This window comes from Nocardia sp. CA-128927 (assembly GCF_050955855.1).
Lineage (GTDB): Bacteria > Actinomycetota > Actinomycetes > Mycobacteriales > Mycobacteriaceae > Nocardia.
In genome coordinates this window covers 4,146,608-4,170,059 of sequence record NZ_CP192087.1, presented here as the reverse complement: position 1 = coordinate 4,170,059, position 23,452 = coordinate 4,146,608, and the positions used below count along the sequence as shown (strand labels likewise).

General features: G+C 64.6%; 21 protein-coding genes. 9 read left to right on the top strand and 12 right to left on the bottom strand.

Features of this window, described 5'->3' with window-relative positions; genetic code table 11:
• Positions 1-62: 62 nt before the first annotated feature.
• Positions 63-506 (top strand): response regulator, encoded by a 444-nt coding sequence (locus ACQPW1_RS19750; protein WP_433664161.1) that lies wholly within the window; start codon positions 63-65, stop codon positions 504-506.
• Between the two features lie 248 nt (positions 507-754).
• Here the strand turns inward: ACQPW1_RS19750 and ACQPW1_RS19745 are convergent, their stop codons facing one another.
• The gene (locus tag ACQPW1_RS19745) at positions 755-1,012 is read right to left on the bottom strand and encodes a hypothetical protein (RefSeq protein WP_433664160.1); all 258 of its coding nucleotides are present in this window, start codon (positions 1,010-1,012) and stop codon (positions 755-757) included.
• Between the two features lie 63 nt (positions 1,013-1,075).
• Here ACQPW1_RS19745 and ACQPW1_RS19740 point away from each other — a divergent pair, with 63 nt between their 5' ends.
• The 4 genes from ACQPW1_RS19740 (at position 1,076) to ACQPW1_RS19725 (ending at position 5,493) form a co-directional block, all read left to right on the top strand.
• The gene (locus ACQPW1_RS19740; RefSeq protein WP_433664159.1) at positions 1,076-1,969 is read left to right on the top strand and encodes an FAD-dependent oxidoreductase; all 894 of its coding nucleotides are present in this window, start codon (positions 1,076-1,078) and stop codon (positions 1,967-1,969) included.
• 139 nt (positions 1,970-2,108) lie between these two features.
• Positions 2,109-3,062: an alpha/beta hydrolase family protein gene (locus ACQPW1_RS19735; protein WP_433664158.1), complete on the top strand. Its 954-nt coding sequence runs from the start codon at positions 2,109-2,111 to the stop codon at positions 3,060-3,062.
• A gap of 87 nt (positions 3,063-3,149) precedes the next feature.
• On the top strand, positions 3,150-3,815 hold the full coding sequence (locus tag ACQPW1_RS19730) for a hypothetical protein (RefSeq protein ID WP_433664157.1): 666 nt from the start codon (positions 3,150-3,152) through the stop codon (positions 3,813-3,815).
• Between the two features lie 157 nt (positions 3,816-3,972).
• On the top strand, positions 3,973-5,493 hold the full coding sequence (locus tag ACQPW1_RS19725) for an FAD-dependent monooxygenase (RefSeq protein WP_433664156.1): 1,521 nt from the start codon (positions 3,973-3,975) through the stop codon (positions 5,491-5,493).
• A gap of 75 nt (positions 5,494-5,568) precedes the next feature.
• Here ACQPW1_RS19725 and ACQPW1_RS19720 read toward each other — a convergent pair whose 3' ends face one another.
• The 3 genes from ACQPW1_RS19720 to ACQPW1_RS19710 form a co-directional block, all read right to left on the bottom strand.
• Positions 5,569-6,306, bottom strand: a complete 738-nt coding sequence (locus tag ACQPW1_RS19720) for a MerR family transcriptional regulator (RefSeq protein ID WP_433664155.1) — start codon at positions 6,304-6,306, stop codon at positions 5,569-5,571.
• A gap of 155 nt (positions 6,307-6,461) precedes the next feature.
• Positions 6,462-8,132, bottom strand: a complete 1,671-nt coding sequence (locus tag ACQPW1_RS19715) for a bifunctional 3'-5' exonuclease/DNA polymerase (protein WP_433664154.1) — start codon at positions 8,130-8,132, stop codon at positions 6,462-6,464.
• 72 nt (positions 8,133-8,204) lie between these two features.
• Positions 8,205-10,181 (bottom strand): CocE/NonD family hydrolase, encoded by a 1,977-nt coding sequence (locus ACQPW1_RS19710; RefSeq protein ID WP_433665285.1) that lies wholly within the window; start codon positions 10,179-10,181, stop codon positions 8,205-8,207.
• Between the two features lie 220 nt (positions 10,182-10,401).
• On the opposite strand from ACQPW1_RS19710, the gene ACQPW1_RS19705 reads away from it, so the two are divergent.
• Both ACQPW1_RS19705 and ACQPW1_RS19700 read left to right on the top strand, forming a co-directional pair.
• Complete coding sequence (locus ACQPW1_RS19705) at positions 10,402-11,004, top strand: winged helix-turn-helix domain-containing protein (RefSeq protein ID WP_433664153.1); 603 nt, start codon at positions 10,402-10,404, stop codon at positions 11,002-11,004.
• A gap of 47 nt (positions 11,005-11,051) precedes the next feature.
• Positions 11,052-12,290: an MFS transporter gene (locus ACQPW1_RS19700; RefSeq protein WP_433664152.1), complete on the top strand. Its 1,239-nt coding sequence runs from the start codon at positions 11,052-11,054 to the stop codon at positions 12,288-12,290.
• Between the two features lie 23 nt (positions 12,291-12,313).
• Here the strand turns inward: ACQPW1_RS19700 and ACQPW1_RS19695 are convergent, their stop codons facing one another.
• Positions 12,314-14,431, bottom strand: coding sequence for a HelD family protein (locus ACQPW1_RS19695; protein WP_433664151.1), 2,118 nt, complete (start codon positions 14,429-14,431; stop codon positions 12,314-12,316).
• Between ACQPW1_RS19695 and ACQPW1_RS19690 the strand changes: the two genes are divergently transcribed.
• Positions 14,430-14,666 carry a hypothetical protein gene (locus ACQPW1_RS19690; protein ID WP_433664150.1) on the top strand — a complete coding sequence of 79 codons (237 nt, stop codon included), beginning with the start codon at positions 14,430-14,432 and terminating at the stop codon, positions 14,664-14,666. The genes ACQPW1_RS19695 and ACQPW1_RS19690 overlap by 2 nt on opposite strands.
• A 3-nt stretch (positions 14,667-14,669) precedes the next feature.
• On the opposite strand, the gene ACQPW1_RS19685 is transcribed toward ACQPW1_RS19690, so the two are convergent.
• Genes ACQPW1_RS19685 through ACQPW1_RS19675 form a run of 3 tightly spaced genes read right to left on the bottom strand, consistent with a single transcriptional unit; the run spans position 14,670 to position 16,826 of the window.
• Positions 14,670-15,221, bottom strand: coding sequence for a TetR/AcrR family transcriptional regulator (locus tag ACQPW1_RS19685; RefSeq protein WP_433665284.1), 552 nt, complete (start codon positions 15,219-15,221; stop codon positions 14,670-14,672).
• Between the two features lie 11 nt (positions 15,222-15,232).
• A complete protein-coding gene (locus ACQPW1_RS19680; protein ID WP_433664149.1) occupies positions 15,233-16,633 on the bottom strand; it encodes an amidase in 1,401 nt (466 codons plus the stop codon).
• Positions 16,620-16,826, bottom strand: coding sequence for a hypothetical protein (locus ACQPW1_RS19675; RefSeq protein WP_433664148.1), 207 nt, complete (start codon positions 16,824-16,826; stop codon positions 16,620-16,622). Before ACQPW1_RS19675 ends, ACQPW1_RS19680 begins: the two co-directional genes overlap by 14 nt.
• 109 nt (positions 16,827-16,935) lie before the next feature.
• On the opposite strand from ACQPW1_RS19675, the gene ACQPW1_RS19670 reads away from it, so the two are divergent.
• Positions 16,936-17,808 (top strand): MBL fold metallo-hydrolase, encoded by an 873-nt coding sequence (locus ACQPW1_RS19670; protein WP_433664147.1) that lies wholly within the window; start codon positions 16,936-16,938, stop codon positions 17,806-17,808.
• Here ACQPW1_RS19670 and ACQPW1_RS19665 read toward each other — a convergent pair.
• The 4 genes from ACQPW1_RS19665 to ACQPW1_RS19650 all read right to left on the bottom strand — a co-directional run bounded on the left by ACQPW1_RS19665 (position 17,789) and on the right by ACQPW1_RS19650 (position 23,316).
• Entirely contained in the window at positions 17,789-18,262 is a 474-nt protein-coding gene (locus tag ACQPW1_RS19665; RefSeq protein WP_433664146.1) for a hypothetical protein, read from the bottom strand. The two genes, ACQPW1_RS19670 and ACQPW1_RS19665, sit on opposite strands and share 20 nt — an antisense overlap.
• A complete protein-coding gene (locus ACQPW1_RS19660) occupies positions 18,262-18,609 on the bottom strand; it encodes a GntR family transcriptional regulator (RefSeq protein WP_433664144.1) in 348 nt (115 codons plus the stop codon). The genes ACQPW1_RS19665 and ACQPW1_RS19660 overlap by 1 nt, the downstream gene beginning before the upstream one ends.
• Before the next feature lie 204 nt (positions 18,610-18,813).
• Positions 18,814-19,365, bottom strand: a complete 552-nt coding sequence (locus ACQPW1_RS19655) for a hypothetical protein (RefSeq protein WP_433664143.1) — start codon at positions 19,363-19,365, stop codon at positions 18,814-18,816.
• Between the two features lie 822 nt (positions 19,366-20,187).
• Entirely contained in the window at positions 20,188-23,316 is a 3,129-nt protein-coding gene (locus tag ACQPW1_RS19650) for a PA14 domain-containing protein (protein WP_433664142.1), read from the bottom strand.
• Positions 23,317-23,452 lie beyond the last annotated feature (136 nt).

Below are 23,452 nucleotides of genomic sequence, written 5' to 3'. Positions count from 1 at the left end.
GTCAGCGACTATCGTCAGCTTCGGCTGGTACTCGGACGTGCACAGATTCTCGGGAGGCATGCGTGCGCACCTTTGGCGACCCGATCGACATCTTGCTCGTGGAGGACGACGCCGGTGACGAGCGCATGACGCGAGAGACGTTGGAAGAGAACAAGGTCGGCAACACCCTGCATGTGGCTCGCGATGGACAGGAAGCGTTGGATTTCCTGTACCGGGAAGGCAATCACAGCGACGCACCGCGGCCCGAGCTGATTCTGCTCGACCTGAACCTACCGAAACACGACGGTCGCCAAGTCCTCGAACGAATCAAAGGCGACCCGGACCTGTGCGCTATCCCGGTGGTCGTGCTGACCACCTCCGCCACCGAACAAGACGTGCTCGGCAGCGATAAGCACCACGCCAACGCCTACATCACCAAACCCGTCGACCTGGTGCAGTTCCTGCACGCGATCAAGCAGCTCGACAACTTCTTCATCCAGTTCGCCAAGGTGCCTCAGCACGACTGACCGCGGAAAGCGACCCGGTCAGGATTCGATCCGGATGTATGCGAGATCGAAGTCGTGACGATCGAATTCGGTGCTACGGGTACGCGCGCCAAAAGATCTGGGGCCTCTTGTATGTTGGTGGAGTCTTCTCACCGGAAGAGTCCATGGGCTCTCGCAGGCTTCGGCCTCACCGACTGGTTTCTTGGTGTCACGTGGCATCGAGAAGGTGGGAGTCGCTTGCGACTTCGGTGAGGTATGCCTTGATCAGTTCACGTTTCTCTCCGCACGTCATTGTTATCGGTGCGGGTCTCGGCGGTCTTTGTCTCGCGCAAGGGCTGCGCCGAGCGAGGATCGGTGTTGCCGTCTATGAACGAGATGTCGCTGCGGTGGCGCGGTGCCAAGGCCACCGGCTGCATATCGATGGGCGTGGCCGGCGGGCGCTGTCGGAAGTCCTTCCGCCGCAACTGTTCTCGCTGATTGGTGCCATCGCCGGGCGGCCTGCGCCGAACGTCAATGGTTTCGACCATCAGCTGCGCCCGACCGGGGTGTTCGCGCTCGACGGTCCGGCACTTGGTCGACCAACCGGGGCGATGCCCGCGCACACGGTTCTCGATCGGCAGGTGCTGCGTCGGATTCTGCTCACCGGACTCGACGACGTCGTGCATTTCGGACGCCATTGCGTCGGTTACGACGAAGACGGGGAGACCGTGACGGCCCGGTTCGCCGATGGTGGCACCGCGCAGGGGTCGGTGTTGGTGGCGGCCGATGGCGTCGGGTCGGTGATTCGTGCCCAGCGGCTACCTCACGCGCACGTGATGGATTCTCAGACGCGCTTGATCTACGGCCGCGTGCCGCTGACACCTGAACTGCGCGACGCGTTACCGCCTGCGATGTTCAGCGTCTTCAATTCCATTGTCGGACAAGACCGCACGTTCGTCGGCATCGCGCCGGTGGAGTACCGCGAACCACCGACGACCGCCGCAGCCCGACTGGCACCTGAAGTAGCTCTCGAACCAGCCGAAGACACTCTCGCCGTGATGTTCGGTCGCCGCCTCGATCGGCTCGGACGCTCCGATCGCGAGCTTCGCGCGGCCTCCGGCCAGCAGCTCCGCGAAATGGTCCTCGAACAACTCGCCGGTTGGCATCCCTTGGTGACCCGGATCGTCGAGGCGTGGACTCCGTCGAGCGTCTACCCGATCAAAGTGCGCAGCAGCGTGCCGATCCCACCATGGCCGACCTCGAACGTGACGCTGCTCGGCGACGCGATCCACGCTATGAGCCCGGCCGCCGGGGCGGGCGCGAACATGGCACTGCGGGATGCCGCCGCGCTCGCCACCTCGCTGACCGAGGTCGCCGCAGGGCACCCACTCCTGGCCGCGGTGGACGGCTACGAGCGGGCGATGGCCGACGAGGGTTTCCGGATGGTTCAGTTCTCGGCCGCGAATGGGACACAAACACTCGGAGCGGACCCGCTGCCCAGCTGACCCAACCGGCGGCGTTGACAAAGCGGAACACTGCTCCGTATATTTATGTGGAGCAGCGTTCCGCTTCAAGATAGCCGAAGCCGCTGCTCCTGAACACCTCACCTGCCATCGGCAGCGTCCATCGAAGGAAATGCGCATCATGAGTGAATCGACTTACCCCGCCGACATCTTCGGCTCCCCCACCCCGGTGCTCTCGGTCAGCCCGGTCGTGCTGTCGGCTCCCGGCCGACCCGTGGACCTCCAGCTGCGTGTGTCCGCACCGCTGACCGGCAGCGATCTGCCGATCATCCTGCTCTCGCACGGTCAGGGCCACTCGAACAACCTCTCCTCGCTGAACGGCTACGCACCCCTCGTCAACTTCTGGGCAGCGCACGGCTTCGTCGTGATCCAGCCGACCCACCTGAGCTCCACGACGCTGAGCCTGGATCCCAATACCCCTGGGGCACCGATGCATTGGCGATCACGCGCCGAGGACATGCGACACATCCTCGACCAGCTCGACGCGATCGAGGCCGCCGTCCCACAGCTCGGCGGACGCCTGGATCACGGCAAGGTCGCCGTGGCCGGGCACTCGATGGGCGGGCACACCGCGAGCCTGCTGCTGGGTGCACGGCTCATCGATGCGGACGGAACGGAAGTAAACCTGATCGAGCCCCGGATCACCGCGGGCGTACTGCTTGCCGCGCCGGGCCGCGGCGATGCCCTCACCGAGTCCATTGCGCAGAACTACCCCTTCTTGTCGACCCCGGACTTCTCGACGATGACGACACCCGCGCTAGTGGTCGCCGGGGAGAAGGACGCCTCGGCCCACCTGACCGTGGCCGGCCCGGACTGGCACTCCGATCCGTACTTCCTGGCGCCCGGCCCCAAGTCCCTGCTCACCCTGTTCGACGCGGAGCACGGGCTCGGCGGGATCTCGGGATACGACGTCGCCGAGACCACCGACGAGAACCCTGCGCGAGTGGCCGCGGTCCAGCACCTCACCTCGGCCTACCTCCGCACCGAGTTCTACCCCGGCGATACCGCCTGGCAGGCGGCCCGTGACGCGCTGACGGGCAGCTCCGACCCGCTCGGACGGGTCGAATCGAAGTAAGCCGAAAAGGAACCCTCCGAATTGCGCGAAACACGGTGGGATGCTTGCTGATCCGATTCTGTCGGCAGGTACCGCTAGCCTGCTGACATGGTCGGAACAGACTCGGCACTGCGCCGACTAACACGCGAGGTAGGCAAGCTACTCCAGCCGTACGGCTTCGACGGCTCGGAAGACACGTGGGTGCGGGTCGTCGAGGGTGGTGTGGCGTCGGTCGGACGCACCCGAACACTGCGCACCTGGACCGACGGGCAGCAGGTGGTCAGATTCGGTCTGTGCCTCAGCGCTACGCCGATCGCCTGGTGGGAGTTCCGCAACTGGCGCAATGCGCGGCTGGGTCTCCCCCGCCTGCCGCTCGAGCAGGCGACCGGCCCCGGACTGATCAACGACCGTGGCATGCCGGCCGACCTGACCGAGATGTGGTCGCTGCGGGTGGATCCGGCCCAACCGGGTCGGCATGCGCTGCAGGCGGATGTCGACACCATCCGCGGCGAGCTACACCGGCGCGTGCATGCCTACGCGCGCCGAGCGCTGCGGCTGCTGGAACCGGACCGATATCTCGATGAGCTGTTGGCCGACCCGGATCCGCGGTTCGCGACCTGGGAGGCGGTCGTCGTCCTACTCGCCGATCGCGGACCGGGACCGGAACTCGACGAAGCGGTCATCCAACTGCGCGCATGTCTCGCAGATCAGGATGCTGCTGCTTACGTAGAGGATCTCATCGCATATGCGGAAAGCCGAGCCGCCCTGGTCTGAGCCGACCCGTCAAAAGGGTGCCAGAACTTCGCGTTTCGCGGCGGTGGCTATCTCTTCCCCTCCCAACATATAGCGCACTACGGGGCTTGCGGCAAGACCCGGGCACTACGGCATACTCGTCCGCCGTAGCCAGAACCTGCGTAAATGGGAGTAATGAGTGACGGACATCGACGTAATCATCGTGGGTGCGGGCCCGAGTGGCCTGATGCTGGCCGGTGAACTACGCCTGGCCGGAGTGCGAGCGCTGGTACTGGAACGGCAGTCGGCGCAGCGAGACACCCCGAAGGCCAGCGGCCTCGGCGGACGGATCCTGGACCTGCTGCGCTACCGAGGCCTGCTGGATCGATTCGAAGCAGTCAGCAGCGACCCGCACGTGGCTCCCCGATTCCCTTTCGGCAACATCTATTTGGACTTCACCGCCATGGCGGAGTCCCCGATGCACGCGTTGCCGATCCCGCAACATGAAGTCGAGCGACTGCTCGACGAGCACGCCCGCGAACTCGGCGCCGAGGTCCGGCGCGGACACGAAGTGATCGGGTTGAGTCAGGACGATGCCGCGGTGACCGCGGACGTGCGCGGGCCGGACGGGACCTACCAGGTGACCGCCCGATACCTGGTCGGCTGCGACGGCGGGCGCAGCCGGGTCCGCGAGCTGGCCGCGATCCCCTTCCCCGGCACCACCTATCCGGAGGTCAACAGGCTCGCCCAGGTCACCGTGCCCGATTCGGTGACTGTGCTCGACAACGGCGACATCGAAGTTCCCGGGCTGGGTCGAATCGTTGCGGGTTTCACCCGAACAGACAACGGTGTGTTCGCGTTCGCGGTCATCGACGGGATGTGGTCGCTGCAGACCACCGAGGACGAGTCCGTCGAATACGACGACGACGAGCCGCTGACCCTGACCGAGTTGGCGGCCAGCGCGCGCCGGGTGCTCGGCGCGGAGCTGCCGCTGGGCGAACCGATTCGACTGTCGCGCTACACCTTCAAGGATCGGCAGATCGAACGGTACCGCGACGGCCGGATCATGTTGGCCGGTGACGCGGCCCATCTGTTCCCCGCCACCGGAACGGCGCTCAATGTCGGCATGCTCGACACCGTCAACCTTGCCTGGAAGCTCGGCGCCGAGATCAACGGTTGGGCGCCGGAGGGGCTGCTGGATACCTACCACGACGAACGGCACTTCGCGGGCGCGCGGGCAACGTTGCAGACACGGGCGCAGGTGGCCCTACGGCGCGGAATCGACCTGCCGGGCGAGGCGCTTCACCAGGTCTTCCAGGAACTGGTCACCGACGAGCCCGCGCTGCGCCGGATGGGAGCCCTTGTCGGCCATGCCGATATCCGGTATCCGATGCCCGGCTCCGACCGGCACGCCTTGCCCGGGACTTTCGCGCCCGATCTCACCTTGCACACCGACGAGGGCGTCACCAGCGTCGCCGAGCTCATGCACGACGCACGGCCCGTGCTGCTCGTCCTCGCCGATCGTCCGGATCTTCGTGAGATCGCCGGAGACTGGCAGGATCGCGTCGATATCCGCACGGCGAAAACCGGTGACCGACCGGCCGACGCGCTGTTGATCCGCCCGGACGCCCACATCGCTTGGGCCGCAACGATCGACGAACCCGCCGACACCGCCGCAGCCACGCTGCGCGAGGCGCTCTCGCACTGGTTCGGGGCTTAGAAAACAGCCACAGCCGCCTCCGCTCGAGGGCGGCTAGGTCAGCGACTTTGCCCCCAGTTAGGTGATCGCGCAGGTTCACCCGAGCTCTGGCGACGCCTCCACTTCGTTTCCGATGCGGGCCAGCACGTCGATCTGGGCGGCGTTGTAGAGGTCGTTCATGGCCACGTCGACTGTCTCCCAAGCGAAGTGGGCGCCACGGGGGGCGTCGGCGTAGGCATTCAGCAGATCAGGATGCCCGGCGAGCATGGCCCGGACCTGTGGCCCCATACGTTCGGCCAGGTCGCGGCGGGTCTGCTCGTCGGCGTCCGCAGGGAGCTGGTCGAACTCGATGGTTTCGGGTTCCGCATTGTAGGCCTGCAGCATCTTGATGTAGGCGTCGATGCCTGAGGGGCCGAGCACGCGGGCCAGCACGACGATGAACGCGCGGTCGGCGTCGGAGAGGTCCGCGCGCGCGGCGGCCTCGGCCAGTTCCGGCGGCAGGTCGGTCGGGGCAGCGTGCCGGATGGTCAGTGCGAGCTCGACCCGAATCCGTTGCAGCCGTTCGATACTCGCGGCGAGCTCGGCGTCCAAGGTGCGTAGCGCCTGTTCGGGATGTTCGTCGGCCGCACCCATCTCGGCGATCTGGGCCAGCGAGAACCCCAGATCGGTGAGCCGTTTGATCCGCAGCAGGCGCACCAGATGCGCGACGCCGTAACTCTTGTAGCCGTTGGACCGTCGCTCGGGCTCGTCCAGCAACCCGACCTGGTGATAGTGCCGCACCGCCCGCACGCTCGTGCCCGCGAGTTCCGCGAGCTGACGGGTGCTCCACGCCACGACTGCCTCCTCAGGAATCGAAGCTGCCGGCCGGAGACCGCGCCGATAGCTCTTCCATTCAAAACTATGCCGGTGCGGCACGGTCAACCCAATCGGGGTGCCTCGACCCCGCGCGAGCAGGCGAGACTACCTTCCCAAGCACCGGCGAGTAGCCCTTACTTGGCGTCCCAGTAGCACTCGACCACGGCTGTCGTGAACGGGAATCGCACCGGTGTCGGGCCGAAGGTGATCCGGCCCGCGGTGTCCCCCGCGGTGGTGATCATCTCGGCGACCTTCGCGGCCTCCTCCGCCGGGCAGTGCACGATCACTTCGTCGTGCTGGAAGAAGACCAGCTCGGCGCGGAGACCGGCATGGGTCATGGCATGACGCAGGCCTGCCAGCACGAGCAGGGCCCAGTCGGCGGCGCTGCCCTGTACAACAAAGTTGCGGGTGAAGCGGCCGCGGGCGCGCGCCGCGGCGTTGCTGCCGTACCCGTTGACCTGCTCTTGGGCCAGGTCCGCCTGCTCGGGCGAGGTGACGGAGGCCGGTGGGCAGGTGCGACCCAACCAGGTGCGCACCAGCCGACCCTGCTCGCCGGCGCGTGCCGCGTCGTCGACATAGGCCATCGCCGTGGGATAGCGGCGGCGGAGTTCGGCCATGTGGGTCAGGGCATCGCCGGAGGTCTGGCCGTAAATGGCGCCCAGCAGCGCGAGTTTGGCCTGGGCGCGATCGCCGCCGAAGGCGCGTGCGGCCAGATCCGCGTACAGGTCTTCGCCGCGACCGGCCACTTCCATCAGCCCCGGGTCGCGAGAGACCGCGGCAAGTACTCGCGGCTCCATCTGATCAGCGTCGGCGACCACCAGGGACCAGCCGGGGTCGGCGCGGATCGCTTGCCGGATCACCTTCGGGATCTGCAGGGCCCCACCGCCGTTGGTGGTCCAGCGGCCGGAAACCGTTCCGCCGGGCAGGTATTCGGGACGGAAGCGACCGTCGTGCACCCACTGTTCGAGCCAGGACCAGCCGTTGGCGGTGTGCAGACGGTAGAGCGATTTGTATTCCAGCAGTGGCGCGACCGCGGGGTGATCGATCTGCTGTAGCTCCCATTTCCGGGTGGAGGACAACAAGAATCCGGCGCGGGCGAAGGCTTTGATGATGTCGTTGGGCAGGTCTGGTCGAACCCGTACGCCACCGAAGGCACGCGATACCTCGTCGGCCAACTCCGCCATTCGGCGCGGTTCCAGCCCGCCCGGAAAGCGCTCGCCGAGCAGCTTGTCCAGCAACTCGCGGTGCACGTCTGCGCGCCAAGGGATTCCGGCTCGGGACATCTCGGTGGCCACCAGCATGCCCGCCGATTCGGCGGCAACCAGCAACCGCATTCGCTCCGGATGTTCGGCTTTCGCGGTACGGGCTATCTGTCCCGCGTAGACCTCCAGCAGGGCAGTGAATTCGTCTGTGCCGGGTGGCAGCGGCACCGGGCCCGACTCGAACAGCGACGGCTGGGTCTCGGCGGCGCGTGCGGGCGCGTCCGCTGGGACGGGCAGGTTGTGCAGTCGCGCCCAGGCCGCCGCCAGCGAACGGGCCTGGCCGGACTGTCCCTCCTCGTGCCCGATCAGCAGGGCTTCGGCGGCCTGCACGTCGTAGCAGCGCTCGACCCGCACGCCCGCCGCCAGCAAGGGTCGGTAGATCTCCGCCGTGGATCGCCAGACCCACCGCTCGACCTCCGGCCGCGCGCGCACCGCCTCGGCCAGCGAGGGCTCGCATATCACCGGCCCCGCGGGCCGACCGTCCTGATCGAGCGGACAGAGGCGCGCACCCCCATCACCCGTCTCCGCCACCGCCCATCGCATGTCCCGAAGTCTCGCACCGGGCACCGACATCTTCCTCGGTGGTCGACCACTTCGCGAGAGTCGCGGTGCGGATCACCAGGCCGGGCGGCCGCCGATCGGCACATTCACGAAGCTCGGTTCGTTCGAGTCGAGCTGTAAATGCTGCGGTTTGAGCTGACTGTCGACCAGCATCGGCAGCAGTGGCAGTCCTTTCGGGAGGTTGCCCGCGAAGACGTCCACTCGCAGCCGGTGGCCGGGTTGCAGGACGGCATCGGTCGGGGTGAGGCCGATGTCGAGGGTGGTCGGCGCGCCGGGGAGGATCGGCTGGCGGCTGCCGAGGGTCAGCTGTAGATAGGGGGCGGTCAGGTCGCCGTTCGAGGAGCGCGCGCTCTTGTCGGGGTCGATGGCGCGTAGCGAGGCAACGAGTTGGCCGGTGGCCAGCACCGTCGATCGGCCGTCGGGAGCGACATCGTTGACGGTGGCGGTCCAGTAGCCGTCGATCGCGTCGAGCACGGTGTTGAGGTGAACGTTGACTGGGCCGGAGATCAGCGTCGGTGCGCCGACCGGTGCGCTGGTGAAGGTCAATCCGTTGAGTTCATGGGGCCGTGCGTCTTTCGCGCAGCCGGACAGGATCGAAGCCGCACCGGCGGTCACCACAGCGGTGTCGTTGGAGCAGATACTCGTCACGCCCGGTGCGACGGTCAGCCGTCCCGGGATGAAATCGTCGGCGGCGGTGAGGCTTCCGTCGTGCACGCTGGTGTTGCTGGTACCGCTTGGTGCGGCGCTGAGGCACATGGGCTGGTATTCGACGCCGGCGCGCGGGAACTGGTCGGTGCTGGTCCAGCCGCCGCCGATCTGCTTGCTGGTGACCGGCCCGTAGCCGTCGATGCCGTTGTCGATGCCCTTGAGCCACTTGTCGAACCACGCCCGCTGCAATACGTCTAGTCGGGGCGGGAAGCCCGGTTCACCGAAATCCGCGCCGACGTTGATGTGGTAGGCGTTGTCCATCAGCAACTGCTTCTGCCCCGGAGGCAGCTGGATCTGTTGGTAGATAACGGGTTCGGTGTTGGTGAACACATCGTGCCAACCGCCGACGACAAAGGTTGGCGTGCGGATCCGTTCCGGGTGCGACAGCATGCCGTCGCGCAGCGGACCGTGTTCGTTGAACAACGCGCGCACGGAGTCGGGTAGCTGGTCGACATCGGGCACGGTCAGTGCGGCGAACAGCAGGTCGAAGAACGTCATCGGACTGGAGACGCGGTCCGCCAACCACTTCCAGTCGAAGCGTCCCTGCGCGGCGGACAGCAGGTCCGGCAGCAGCTTGGTGCCGTTGACGCCGACCAGCCACGCGGGCACGAAACCGATCTGCAACGCGCCACCCGGTGCGAGGATGTCCCGCAACAGATCACTGCCCGGCACCACCGGAAAGATCGCCTTCAGCGCGGGAGGCTGCTTGTCGGCGGCCTGGATCTGATTGACCGCGGAGTAGGAGACGCCGCTCATCCCGATATCGCCGGTGGACCAGGGCTGATTGGTGGTCCAGTCGATCACCTCGACGGTGTCCTGCTGCTCGCGCGCGCCGAAGAACTCCATCACCCCCTGAGAGAATCCGGTGCCGCGCACGTCGACGACCACCTGGGTGTAGCCGGACTTGATCAGGTTGCGGTCGACGGTCAGGTTCCGTGGCAGGCCGGTGCCCCACGCCTTGGTGATGTCGGTGATGCCGTCGAAAGGCGTTCCGGTGAGGTCGAAGTCACGGAATAGCTGCAACAGCGCGTCGCCCAGCACCGGTACTGCCATCGCCGAATCCAGCACGTTCCACACCAGTTTGGTGTACGGCGTGAGGTTGAGAATGGTCGGCGTCGGCTCGGCGATCGGTGCGCCCGCCGCGTCGGCGGGACGATAGATGTTGGCTTTCAACACCGTTCCATCACTCATCGTGATGGGCACGTCCCAGTCGATGTGCACGTTCGGATAACGAGGTGACGCAGTGTAAGTCGCGGCCCACGTCGCACCATCCGCACCGGCATCCGGATTTGCATGTGCCACAGGAGAATACGGCGTTGCCATGAACAGGGCCGCGGATACCGCCAACAGCATCCGAAGCGCGAAACGATAGGGGGCGCGCATGCCGCCACCATATGTGGGCTGCATCACTATCGACTAGGACCGAGCCGGGCGGAGACAGTCGCCGAATCGAGCGCTGCGGTCACTGCTTTGGCGCGAACAGCGCAGTATCGGGCGCGTGCGATGCCTTGTAAAGAAGTCTTTCTAAAGATATCTTTAGATGGTGGCTGACCAGCATTCGCCCCGCTCCATCCAGCTGACCGACCCGCGCGCGCTACGCGCTTACGCGCATCCGACGCGACTTGCCTTGGTGGGCTTATTGCGTCGCGAAGGTCCTATGACCGCCACTCAGGCCGCGGACGCCATCGGCGAAAGTGTTGCCAGTTGCTCCTTTCACCTGCGCCAGCTCGCGAAGTATGGGTTGGTGGAGGAGGCCGGGGGTGGTCGTGGGCGGGAGAAGCCGTGGCGCGCGACCGCGATGTTCACCAGCTGGGACACCAGCAGTGCGGATCCGGCGGCGGCAGCCGCCACGGAGGCACTCGAATTGGCCGTCGCAGAGCGGTATTTCGAGCTCATGGCGCGCTGGGTTCAGACCCGCGCCGAGGAACCGGCCGCGTGGCAGGAAGCTGCTCGGTTCGGCGACACGGTGTTGCACTTGACAGTGGCGGAGTTGCGGGAGCTCGGCGACAAGTTCCAAGAGTTGGTACAGCCGTATCTGGAGCGGCTCGACGACGCGAGTAAGCGTCCCGCGCAGTCGCGTCCGGTTAGCCTGCTGCAGTTGGCGTTCCCCGTGGACGCCGCAGGCAGGGACAGCCACCGGGGCTGAGTACCGTGGCCGCTACTCCCTCCTGGCTACCTGAGCTTCTGCGGGATGTGACCTTCCGCCGTTACTGGACCGGCCAGACCGCATCCGCCCTCGGCGATCAGGTCTCACTCTTCGTGATTCCATTGGTCGCGGTTGTTGTCGTGCATGCCGACGCCGCACAGATGGGTTATCTCATGGCGGCACTCTGGTTGCCGCACTTGCTATTCGGATTGCATGCCGGGGTCTGGGCGGATCGCCGCGCTCATCGGCGCCGGGTGATGATCGCGGCAGATCTCGGGCGCCTCATACTCATTGCCAGCATCCCGCTGACCTATCTCTGCGGTGGACTGACCCTCGTCCAGCTCTACCTCGTCACCTTCGCGGCGGGCACGCTCGCTGTTCTCTTCGACGTCAGCAACGCGGCCCTGTTTCCCGCTCTTGTTTCGCCGCAACGGTATATAGCGGGCAACTCGCTACTCGGCAGTAGCCGGGCCATGTCAGCGATTTCCGGTCCGAGCATCGGCGGCTTGCTCGTGCAGGTTCTGTCAGCGCCGTTCGCCCTGCTTGCCGACGCGGTCTCGTTCGCCGTCTCCGCCTTCACCTTGTCCCGAATCGCACCTACGGAACCGCCTGCGCAGCAGGCGGTTCGAGGCCAGCTTGCCGAGGGCGGCCGGTTCATCGCACGCTCGCCCATCATGCGCGCCGCACTCGCCGCCACCGCCATTGTCAACTTCTTCACCTTGATGGTGGCCGCGGAGTTCATGCTCTATGCCATCAACACCCTGCACCTCGAACCCGGTGTGCTCGGCATGGTTTTGGGTGCGGGTGCGGTCGGCGGGTTGCTCGGCGCGTTCACTGCCGGGCCGCTCGCCAGAAAGATCGGTGTCGGCCCGACCTTCCTTGTCGGCTGCATCGCCTTTCCCGCCCCCATGCTGCTGATTCCGGCCGCCCATGGCTCCGATCCCGTCGTCCTCGGCCTACTCACCGCGGCCGAATTCGGTTCCGGTGTCGGCGTGATGTGGCTCGACATCGCCGCATCCTCCACCTTCACCGCCATCACCCCGAATCCCCTGCGCTCCCGCGTCTTCGGCGCATACCGCACCATCAACTACGGTGTCCGCCCCCTCGGATCCCTCGCGGGCGGCGCCTTGGCCACCACCATCGGCCTGCGGCCCACCCTGTGGGCAGCCGTAATCGGCGCGCTCACCGCATTCCTGTGCCTTCTACCGTCGCCTATCCCCCGCCTTCGCGAACTGCCGGTGTCCCCCGCCAATCCGGTCAATGACGGAGCACACCAACAGATTTGAGTCCTTCCCGCTATCGAAGGACGTCAAGCGCTCATTGCAGGTTCTTGTGCCAGTGGTCCCGGTAGGGCGTCGGCGTGGATGATGCGGAGGTTGCTGACGGCTCGGGTGAGGGCGACGTAGAGGCGGCGCAGGCCACGCTGTTCGGCGTCGACGATACGGGTTGGTTCGATGACCAGGACGGTGTCGAACTCGAGGCCTTTGGCGAGGGTGACCGGGACGAGGCTCAACCGGGCGGAGTCGCTGCTTGTTTCGTCGGTGCCAAGGATGACGTGTCGTAACCCGCTGCCGGAGAGGACTTTATGTAGTTCCGGGATATCACGGTCGGCGGCGATCAGTCCGACAGAACCTTCGTCGGCCAGCGCGGTGGTGCATGCCGCGACGACCGTCTCGGTCATCTCGTCCGGTGCTGTTCTGCTGGTCTGGAGGGCGTCGGCGGACTGTCGATACGATGCCGGGCCGCGTAGTTCGGGGGCGATGTGTGGCAGTAGGCGGGCGGCGTAGTCGATGACCTGTGCGGGGACGCGGTAGCCGCGGGTCAGTTCCTCGATCTGGCCGTCCGGTCTGCCGAGGTGGGTGAGGACGGCGGTCCAGTCTTCGACAGCCGAAAGGCTGGTGGCTTGGGCCAAGTCGCCGAGGACGGTGCAGGAGCCCGCAACGCGGCGGCCGATCGCTCGGATCTGCATCGGGCTGAGGTCCTGGGCTTCGTCGACCACGATGTGGCCGAGTTTCGCGGGGCGCTCGATCATGGCCGAGGCCTCGTCGATCAGCGCTAGATCGGCACTGGTCCAGCTCATTGCCTTCAGGCTGCGCGGACGTGGTGTGCACAGGATGGCGTGTTGCTCATCGGTGGAGAGGATGCCGTCCGCCGCACGGGCAAGGTAGTCGCTATCGGTCAGGAGATCGAAAACTATTCGCGCAGAATCGGTCTCGGGCCACATCTGCTGGACGGCGCGGACAATGGCGGTGTTTCGACGTAGCTGACGCAGGGTGGCGGTGCTGCCCGGATGCCCGGCCCGCTCCATCTGACGCAGCACGAGCAGGGCCAGGCGCTGAGCGAGCAACTCGATACCGCTGCTGTAGTCGGTGCCGCGGTCGCGCACCTCGTCGAGTTCGTCGGCGACCTCTTCGGGATACAGGTGCCAGGTGCGTTGGAGATGCTTGACATGCACCGTCTCGTCGAAGGGCCGGATTCGTGACCACAGTTGGCGCCGAACAACTTCCGCCATCCGGGCGTCACCTTTGATCCGCTCTGTCCGCGGTTCTTCGGCACGCGTAACGGTGATGCCCGAGTTCGTGAGCTCATCGATGGTGGTTTGCAAGACCTCTACTTCGCCGAGGGCGGGCAGTACGTTGCGCACATAGGCGAGGAAGGCGCGGTTGGGGCCGATCACGGCGACCCCACCCTCGCGCTGCAACCGTTCCCGCTCGGTGAACAGCAGGTACGCCAGACGATGCAGGCCGACAGCGGTCTTTCCGGTGCCGGGCGCACCCTGCACGCACAACGTGCGCTCCACCGGCGAGCGCACCAGGCTCATCTGTTCGGGCTGGATCGTGGCCACGATGTCGCGCATCGGCCCCTTGCGCGGCCGTTCGATCTCCGCGGCCAGCAGATCGCTGCCGCCTGCCTGCGCGAATCGCCGGTCGAGCGATTCGTCTTCGAAGGCGGACAGCTCGCCGTTGTGGTCGAAGCCGAACCGGCGGCGAACTCGGACCTTCATCGGATCCTGTTGGCTCGCTTCGTAAAAGGCACGCGACAGCGGGGCACGCCAGTCGATGACCATGAGCTCGCCCGCCTCGTCACTGACGCCGCGGCGTCCGATGTAGACGCGATCACTGTCCGGCGCGGCCGAAGGTGCACCGACATCTCGGATCTCGTCGTAGACGTCGCCGAGTGGGAAGTCCAGGCGTCCGAAGAACAACGGCACGTCGTCGAGGCCGGAGAGCTCCTTGATCTCCCTCTTGTGGAACTGGCGCGCCGCGAAGTTCTGGACCTTGTCGAAGACATCGCCCTCGCCCACACCCGTGGCGAGCGCCGCGACGGCCACTTCTCGGAGACGAACGAGCTCCGCCTGGCAGGCGCCCAGGTAGTCGCGTTCGACGCGAATCTCGGGCTCGACCTGGTCGTGATCAATGTGCTGCATGGTCGCCCAAGAGCAAGATCTCGCCGACGCGTTGCGCAGCACCGTCCGACCGAGCGACGAATTCACCGCGCATCTTGTTGCGGCGCAAGTCTTCAGCGCGCAGCGAATCCTCACGTACCACAATGCCCAGGCGATACGGTCCGGACAGAGTGCCGACGAGATCTACCAGACGGCCGTCGCGCACGCCGAGACCGCTTTCGGCCTCCTGGAGAGCGGATTGCCGCGGCGGTCGTGATTGCTATCCGATGTGTGCGGCGAACAGGTCGTCGACGAGGCGGTGAGCGTAGTCGGCACTCAGACCGTCGGGGCGAAAGAGTATGCGGTACATCATCGGAGCGACCACACGGTCGAGAATGACTTCGACATCGGGTGTGGATTCGCCGCGGCGATCGGCGCGGGCCACGATGATGCCGATCTGCTCCGCGGCGTAGTCCGAGCACTGTCCGGCGTTCGTGCCATCGGGGTCGCCGAGCAGGGCGTCGCGGGTGTAGGCGCGGCCGGGGGGTGAGTTCATTTCATCGAGGAATTGCTCGGCCCAGGCGGCCAGGTCGGCGGCCAGGGTGCCGTGGTCTTCCGGTTCGGTTTCCGGCCGGAGTCGTTCGACCGCGACGTCGGAGAGCAATTCGCGCAGGTCACCCCAGCGGCGGTAGATCGTCGACGGGGTGACTCCGGCGCGGGTGGCGATCAACGGAACGGTGAGCGCGTCGCGACCGACCTCGGCCATCAACTCTTGCGTGGCCGTGTGGACCGCCTGTTGGACGCGAGTGCTTCGCCCTCCGGGACGAACCATCGGCTTGCGACTCATCCCGTCACCTTAATCGCGTCGAGGGGGTCGTCGAGCTGCGGAGACGCGGTCTGTTCGTAGGCCTGCCCGACTCGGAGCAGGGCGGCTTCGCCGAAGGGATGGCCGAGTAGTTGCATGCCGATCGGGAGACCCATTCGGTCACGGCCGACCGGTAGTGACAGCGCGGGGATTCCGGTGATGTTGGCCGGGGCGGCGAGTCGCACGTAGGCGTCGGCGATTGCCTCGGATGTGCCGTCGGGCCAGGTCACGGTTTGTTGACCGACCCGTACCGCAGTGATCGGAACCGACGGTGCCGCAATCACATCCACGTTCGCGAGCACGTCGGCCCATGCGCTGCGCATCATGGTTCGGGCACGTTGAGCGCGTAGGTAATCCCCTGCCGACAGCAGCTCACCGGCCTCCAAGAGGACGCGCACATCATCGCCGTACTGCTCGCCGGACGTGCGGAGGGTTTGCTCGTGGTAGGAACTGGCTTCCGGAACCATCAGGCCCCACTGGGTGGCGTGGATGTAGCGGGTCATCGGGATTTCGACGTCGACGAGTTGGGCACCGAGGTCGCGCAGGTGATCGATGGCTCGCCAGACCGCGGCCGTTGTCTCGGGGTCGACGTGGTCGAAGTAGTAGTTGGTCGGTATGCCAATTCGCACTCGGGTCAGATCGGGCGGGGTCAGGTCTTCGGCGGGCGTCGGGACCGAAGCTGGATCGCGAGGGTCGTATCCAGTCAGCGCGGTCAGCACCAGGGCGGCGTCGGCGACTGTGCGGGTGATTGGACCGATGTGGTCCAGCGACCACGACAGCGGGACGACGCCGTGGCGGGAGATCCGGCCATAGGTCGGTTTGAGTCCGACGACGCCGTTGAGTGCCGCCGGTACCCGAATCGAACCGCCGGTGTCGGTGCCCACCGCAAAGGTTGCCGCCCCCGCCGCAACGGCTACGGCGGATCCGCCACTGGATCCACCCGCGACCCGAGTTGGGTTGCGGGCGTTACGTGTTTGCGGGGTGATCAGACCGTAGGCGAATTCGTGGGTGTGCGTCTTACCGAGCAAGACGGCTCCGGCGGCGCTCAGGTTCGCGGCGACAGCGCTGTCGGCTTCGGCGCGGTGGGTGGACCGAACGCGCGAACTGGCCGTGGTCCCGATACCCGCGACATCGATCAAATCCTTCAATCCCATGGGGATTCCGTGCAGCGGACCTCGCGAACGTCCGGCGGCAATCTCGGTTTCCGCTTCGTGTGCTGCGCGCCGGGCTCGATCCGCAGTCACCGTGACATAGGCGCCCAACCGTGACTGCACCTGATCTATGCGGCCGAGTACCGAATCGACCAATTCGACGGGCGAGATCTCCTTGGCATGGATCGCCGCCGATGCCGCGGATGCCGTCAGCTCATACGGTTTCATCGTGGTCTTCCTTCGCGCGGTAGACGGCAGCGGGCGGGGTGTCCGCGAAATCGAGCTCCCGCAAAACCGCGACGACAGAGTGGATGTGCTCGGCGGTGGCTGCCAGACCGGCGTGCCGCTCGAGCGGCAGCACCAGGCCCGCGCGTGCAGTCCAGCGCGCCGCCTCGGGCCCGGTGAGTGGGTGTGTCGACATGGGACCTTCCATCGATCGTTAAACGCGAATGGTTTGCGTTAACGTCACAGTAGGAGTTACCGTCACTTAACGCAAACCAATTGCTTTTACCGTCAGTCGGAGGAACCCCATGCCCGCATCCCAGTCCTGGACCGTCGGCAACCTCACCATCCACCGCATCGACGAGATCGCCCTGCCACCACACACCGGAGCCTGGCTACTCCCTGCGGCCACCCCCGAACTGGTCACCGAACAACGTTGGCTGCAACCAGATTTCGCCGACACAGACGGCACGCTGAACCTGGACAGCCACACCTTCGCCGCAACGATCGATGGATTGCGCGTACTCGTCGACACTGGCATCGGCAACGGCAAAACGCGCGCGAACCCCGCCTGGAACAACCTCGACACCGACTACCTACAGCGTCTCGCCGCGGCCGGATTCCCACCCGAGTCCATCGATCTCGTCGTACTCACCCACCTGCACACCGACCACGTCGGCTGGAACACCCACTGGCACAACGGAAGCTGGAGCCCCACGTTCCCCAACGCCCGCTACCTCACCTCACGCACCGAATGGTCCTTCTGGGCCGACTACGACATGGACGAGCCGCGACAGCAGATGTTCGACGACTCAATCCACCCCATCAACGACGCCGGCCTCCTCGACATCCTCGAAATCCCCGACTCAGGACTCGACGTCTCCCCCGGCCTACGCCTACTCCCCACCCCCGGACACACCCCCGGCCACCTCGCCGTCCAACTCGGCCACTCCGCCCTGATCACCGGCGACTGCATCCACCACCCGATCCAATTCGCCCACCCCACCATCGGCAGCTGCGTCGACATCAACCCCCACCAAGCCGAATCCACCCGCCGCGCCCTACTCCACTCCCTCGCAGGCACCGAAACCCTCCTCCTCGGCACCCACTTCCCCTCCCCCACAACAGGTCTCGTAGTCAACGACGAAACCGGCTACCGACTCATCCCCAGCGATCGGTAGTGATTATGCCCATCGCCGCCAGTGCGGCCGCGGGTTCCGGCATCGAGACGGTGACCATTCGACCGCTGGCCAAGGTCAAACGCAGCGCAGGTCCCATGTTCGGGGTCAGGAACCATTCGCGTTTTCGGGTCCAGTAGGTACCCCAACGACTCCGAAGCGTGACCGGCAAATCGACGATCTCGGCGCGGGCAATGTTCGCGCGGGCGACGGTAACGCGAGGGAAACCGAAGGCACCGAGATTCACCGTCAGGCCATCAGGCCCCGCGCTGACACGTTGACTGGCCTCCACTATCGCCTTCACTAGCGCGATGATCATGAGCGCCGTGAACAGGAACCTCAGCACCACAGAATATGACACCAAACCGAGGTAGGTCGCGAGGACCACACCGAAGATGTCGATCCACAACACCGGCCAATTGGTGGCTCGGCAGGTGTAGACCATCGCAGCGGGCATCACATCAACTCCTCAATCAAGCCGAGCACCTCGGCCTTGCCGTAACCATTTGCACGTGCAGACTCGATCAGCTGGTGCACGGCCTGCTCCACCGGCGCTGTAGTAGGAGCAGCCGCGGTGACTCGGACGCCACGCCCGCGCCGGAAGTCCACGACCCCCTCCTCCCGCAGGCGCCGATACGCGGCGAGCACGGTATTGCGATCGACAGCCAGCGCCTGCGCCAATTCCGTTGCAGGCGGGAGCTGTTCGTTGACCACCAGTTCCCCCGTGATGACCGCACGTCGGACGCACGCCGCGATCTGGTCTTGCAGCGACGCCCGGGAGGCCTGATCAATATGCCACAGCATGGTACTAATGAAACTAGCACTATTTCTGGAGTTCAGCCGCGCATCGATACGGTGCGGGGCGCCTCCTGACAACGCCGCATCAAGGACCCACCGCCGAGCTAATGAAAACGGCCCGGAGCTGTGTGCTCTGAGCCGTCTTCTTTGTAGCGCGGACACAGGATCTGAATCTACGACCGCTGGGTTATGAGTTCGGACGTGTTCGAGTCACATCATCAACTCAGACTTCGTTGGATGGCGGCTCATCCAACGACGAAATCTCCTGCAGAAGGCGCCACCCGAACCGAAGGAACCGACGTTGCCCGGCTTCCGAATGGCGCGCGTTGTAATTGGTGTAGTGCCCCACATGTCTATCGTCTCGATATCGTCGAAGACGTCGGCAATTTCAGACTCGAGAAAACACCAAGGAGCTACCGACGCGACGCCCGCAGGATCCTTTCTCCGAACGAATCCATGCGGTGCGATCAACGGCATAGATTCACGGTAACCGATCGAAAAGACGAAGTCAGGCCACAGATCGAATCCATACGATATTGTGTCATTTCCAGGGTCGACCGTCTCATTCACAACAACCGCCGCCAGCGCATCTCGAACAACTCCAGAACTTCCCGTCCGAAAACGCGTCGCCGCCGAAAAAGCCTCGAACTTCTCCTCCATTTCGCTTTCCGACTTCCGACGAGCACGCAGCGACGGTTCCAGCAATGAAGGCTGCGGCATCATCGACCGTAATAGATATAGCTGGAAGTCATCGGGGTTCAACACCCTAGTCCTTTGCTGCGATCATCGAACCATAATTTCAATGTTACCGCCGCGCCCTACTTTCGGTCTGTGGTGATGATTTTCCAATCCTGGGGCCGACACGCCATAGGCGCCGACCCCAGTCATGGAGCATCACTGCTTGCGCTTCAGCGGCGCATTCTCCCTCGCTGCGGGTCGTAGCAGATCAGGCCATACTCGTCTGCCAACTCGACGACCTGGTCCGAAATCTGATGCTCAGTGCCACGCAGTATGTGCATCAGAGACACCGGACCACCCACCTGTCCGGCTTCACTGACGGCCGGTGGGCCGAATCCGCCTTTGTCGTCGCGGTCCGACGCAGGCCGGAGGAGTTCCTCGATATAAGCCGCGACTTTAGGAGTCGATGGCAGGTTTCCGTCGTCGCGCACCAACTAGCACTCGGACAGTTTCGAGCAATGCCTATTCGAACTGCCGGTCCATGCATGTCTCCACCGTAGCGCCGGGTTCAGTTGGGTTCCAACCGTTCCCATCCATGGTGCCGCACCCAGCTCTGGGCTCGGGTTGGCTCACACGACAAGCACCTGAACTCGAAGTCGTCAACATCACGACTGCGCACCGCGATGATTGCGCCACCATCGCTGCCCCCATTTCCGCCACGCCACCTGCAAACCGAAGTAAAGAAATCCGACGGCTGCGCAGGCCTGCGCGTAGCGAATTTGCGTCTCGTCACCCAAACCTCGCGTGAAAGCGTAGTAGATCGATGCCGTCAATAATGCGATGCATATAACTATAGAAACTGACTGTATCCATCTCATTATAGAAACTGACCGTATCCATTTCATTTCAGAATACCCCCGGAAGCCAAGGCCCGTTGAGGCCGCCCAGCGAATAGACATCCGACGAACCATCCGCGTTCGAGCCCATTTGAATCGCGCCAGCCTGTATTGTGAGAATCGCACCAATAATAATCGCAGGAACACTCTGCCCTAGGGCTCCGAGGCCAGTAATTCCAACTCCGACCCACGTGGCACCTTGTATGGTTTGCGACATTGCAGGGTCTAGATGCATATGATAGCCATACCAGCGACCCTCGAGATAACTGCCGTCACCAAAATATGTTTTCGATATTTCGCTGCCACGCGGGATATTCGATGCGCCAGACAATAGCCGAACATCCGCCACTCTCGATTCAGGAGCTGGCGAACTTGCCGGCGCTGGCTTGTCATCGCCCCCAAAGGTGTTGACGCTCGGCGCTTCGATCGAACGATCTTTTAACTGCACCCCAGGACTATATATTAGCGCCGCATCGGCGATCACGGGAATCACCGCGACCGCAGCAGCACATGTTGGGCATCTTCCGCTGAGATCCAGAGAGTTCACCGGGTCGCCGTTGACATAGTCATAGTTGTTAGCCGAACCACCGGGGACGGGGTCGGTTTGCAGGAATCGGCCCAGGGTGGGTAGGTAGGTGCGAGCTCCCATTTCGAGAGCTTGCTGGCTGGCAAGGTGTTCGATGGGGACAGTGTGCTGGCCGAGCCATCCGAAGTCCATGCCGCCCTCGGCGGTGGCCGGGATCGGGATATCGCCGAAAGCGCCGGTGGCCGGGTCGATGTTCTGACCATAGGGGTCGTAGAGGTGGAGCGTGCCGGTACGCGTGCCTGCACCGTCGGCGGTGAACAGGATGTCGCCGTGGATGTTGGGGTAGGACCAGTTGCTGCTATTGGCGGTGTAGTTCTTGGTGAGTAGGGCACCGCCGGGCAGCTTCAGCAACCGCTGACGCAGGTTGCCGGATCCGTCGAGGACGAAGTCGGGGCCACCGGAGTCGGAGGTGAACCCGTAACGGGTCACCTGTGCAGGTTTGTCGTTGTCTTTGACCGTTCGCATCGTGATGCGGTCGATGACGTCGCGACTGTAGGTGACCGAGCGTCCGGCAGCGGTTTTGCTGGTTACGTGGCGGCGGGTGGAGTCGTAGCCGAGGGTGTCGGTACCGACCTTGATCGCGTTGCCGTATTTGTCGTAAGTGAACGAGAGATCAGTGGCACCGTTGGTGGACAGCAACCGGTCTGCATCGTCGTAGCAGTAGTTGGTGGTAGCAGGGGCTGCGCCGTTGAAGCTGTCGGTGAAGGCAGTACGGTTGGTGTTCAACCCCGCCTTCTTGTTCGGTCCGCAGCCATTGTCACCGGCGAAGGTGTAGGTGAGCTGGTGATGCGGCATGGTCGCGCCGACGAGGCGGCCAACACCGTCGTAGGTGTAGGCGTAGTCGTAGTTGGTGCCTGTGTTAGTGGAGTCGGTGATGGTTTCGTTGGTGATGCGTTGGTCGCGGGAACGGGTCACCGCACTGGTGACCACGGAATCGGGTACCTTCCAGGCATAAGCTGCGGCCGAGCCGACATCGTTATGCGTGATCGAGAGGTTGGATTTGTTGCTGTAGGCAACGCTTTTCAGGATCCCTGCGTTATAGCCGGGGGTGGCGACAGCGGTCCCGTCCAGATCCAGGCGCGTCAGGCGAAACGCGTCGTCCCAGGAATAGTTCAGGGTCGAGGCGACACCCTTGACCTTGGTGGTCTCACTGGCCTTACGCCCTGCGCGGTCGTATCCGACCGTGGTGGTGACGTCATTGGGGTCGGTGTAGGACACTGTCCGGCCGAGCAGGTCGACCACTTTGGTGGATGATCCGTTGTCGTCGCTGATCTTGAGTTTTAGCGGGTCACCACCGACTGCGTAGTCGTAAGCGCTGCTGCGAACTGGCTGGTCGCCCATCGCGGGGTACAACGTTTTGACAATCCGGCCGCGGGCGTCATAGCTGCGGCACGACCATGGCTCGTTGTTGGTGCGCATGGCGGAGATACGTCCTGCGGCGTTGTACACCGTCTCGACGATGTTGGCCGACCCGTCCGCGTCCTTTGCCCCGAGGACAAGTTTGACCCTGCCTCCTTGGCTGACGGCTGCGGACTTCGAATCACACGGGTTCGCGCGGGTTTCGTTGTCCCCGTAGTAGGTGGAGGCACCATGTTTGTCGGGATTGGTGAGGTCACCGGCAGGCAACACTGCAGTGAGTTGGCGCAGGAACCCTTGGCCGGGCCGCTCGAACACTGTCCGGCTGGTCAGATTGATCCCGCCCGGGTCACCGGTCTTGGAGACCGCCAGCCCGAAGACCGGGTCGATCCCGTTGGCCGGGTCGGAGTATCCGGTCGTGATCTGTTTAGCCGGGGCACGTTCGACATCACCACCGGAGGTGTTCTCAGTGACCAGGTTGGTTTCGAGTCCGTAGCGGGGCTGCAGGTTCTGGCCCGGCACAGTCACCGCACTGCCGGAACCCGGTGGTGTCCAGGTGAAATCGAGTGCACCGGCGGTGCCGCTGCGGTTGTAGTAGTCGACCCGGACTCGATGCCAACCACCGGGGGTGGTGTTGGTGTAGGTGCCGGGAACGGTAGCGGTGGCGGCTTTGTCGGTCCAGCTGTCCACGATCAACACGTCATCGATCCACAACCGGACACCGTCGACCACGGTGAATCCGAGCTTGTACTCACCGGTCGCGGGGAACTTGACCTCACCCATGAACCGACCCGACCAGCCATCACTGTTCGCCACCGGCGGCGTCGAACCCCAGCTACGTTTCAGGCTGCCGTCGGGGCTGCCGACACCGGTGCCCCACTCCTTCGGGACACCTGACAAGAACCGGTTGTCGTAGAACGCGGACTCCAACCCGACCAGATTCTCGTCAAACCCCTTGCTGACGTGCGGCATGGTCTGCGCACACTCGGGCTTGGGCAATTGCCCGTTGAAACAATCACCGGGGGCCGGACCGTACTGGTCCGTCGGGCGATCGGCATGGTCATAGATCACCGTCGAGCGCCGACCAGTCGTGTCGACCTTGGCCGTCTGTTTGTCTTTGGCGTTCCATTCGGTGCGGACAGTGTCGCCGACACCATCTGTTGAGGTGAGTTGACGACCTGCATCGTCCCAAGTCACCTTGCGGACACCCCATTTGTCGATGCCGCTGACATTGAGCAGTGAGCCTTTTTCATCCTGCTTGATGCGGGACTGCGGGATCTGTTGCCCTGCAAGGTAGTTCGACTGGACGTATGGCGAAGCCCCTGGTAGATCG

Excerpts from the sequence above, each read along its gene's own strand:
- ACQPW1_RS19745 (WP_433664160.1), bottom strand. The coding sequence starts at position 1,012 with ATGGTCGAAACCATTGACGTTCGGCGCAGGCCGCCCGGCGATGGCACC.
- ACQPW1_RS19740 (WP_433664159.1), top strand. The coding sequence starts at position 1,076 with ATGCCCGCGCACACGGTTCTCGATCGGCAGGTGCTGCGTCGGATTCTG.
- ACQPW1_RS19735 (WP_433664158.1), top strand. The coding sequence starts at position 2,109 with ATGAGTGAATCGACTTACCCCGCCGACATCTTCGGCTCCCCCACCCCG.
- ACQPW1_RS19730 (WP_433664157.1), top strand. The coding sequence starts at position 3,150 with ATGGTCGGAACAGACTCGGCACTGCGCCGACTAACACGCGAGGTAGGC.
- ACQPW1_RS19715 (WP_433664154.1), bottom strand. The coding sequence starts at position 8,132 with ATGCGATGGGCGGTGGCGGAGACGGGTGATGGGGGTGCGCGCCTCTGT.
- ACQPW1_RS19710 (WP_433665285.1), bottom strand. The coding sequence starts at position 10,181 with ATGGCAACGCCGTATTCTCCTGTGGCACATGCAAATCCGGATGCCGGT.
- ACQPW1_RS19690 (WP_433664150.1), top strand. The coding sequence starts at position 14,430 with ATGGTCGCCCAAGAGCAAGATCTCGCCGACGCGTTGCGCAGCACCGTC.
- ACQPW1_RS19695 (WP_433664151.1), bottom strand. The coding sequence starts at position 14,431 with ATGCAGCACATTGATCACGACCAGGTCGAGCCCGAGATTCGCGTCGAA.
- ACQPW1_RS19685 (WP_433665284.1), bottom strand. The coding sequence starts at position 15,221 with ATGGTTCGTCCCGGAGGGCGAAGCACTCGCGTCCAACAGGCGGTCCAC.
- ACQPW1_RS19680 (WP_433664149.1), bottom strand. The coding sequence starts at position 16,633 with ATGAAACCGTATGAGCTGACGGCATCCGCGGCATCGGCGGCGATCCAT.
- ACQPW1_RS19675 (WP_433664148.1), bottom strand. The coding sequence starts at position 16,826 with ATGTCGACACACCCACTCACCGGGCCCGAGGCGGCGCGCTGGACTGCA.
- ACQPW1_RS19670 (WP_433664147.1), top strand. The coding sequence starts at position 16,936 with ATGCCCGCATCCCAGTCCTGGACCGTCGGCAACCTCACCATCCACCGC.
- ACQPW1_RS19665 (WP_433664146.1), bottom strand. The coding sequence starts at position 18,262 with ATGCCCGCTGCGATGGTCTACACCTGCCGAGCCACCAATTGGCCGGTG.
- ACQPW1_RS19660 (WP_433664144.1), bottom strand. The coding sequence starts at position 18,609 with ATGCTGTGGCATATTGATCAGGCCTCCCGGGCGTCGCTGCAAGACCAG.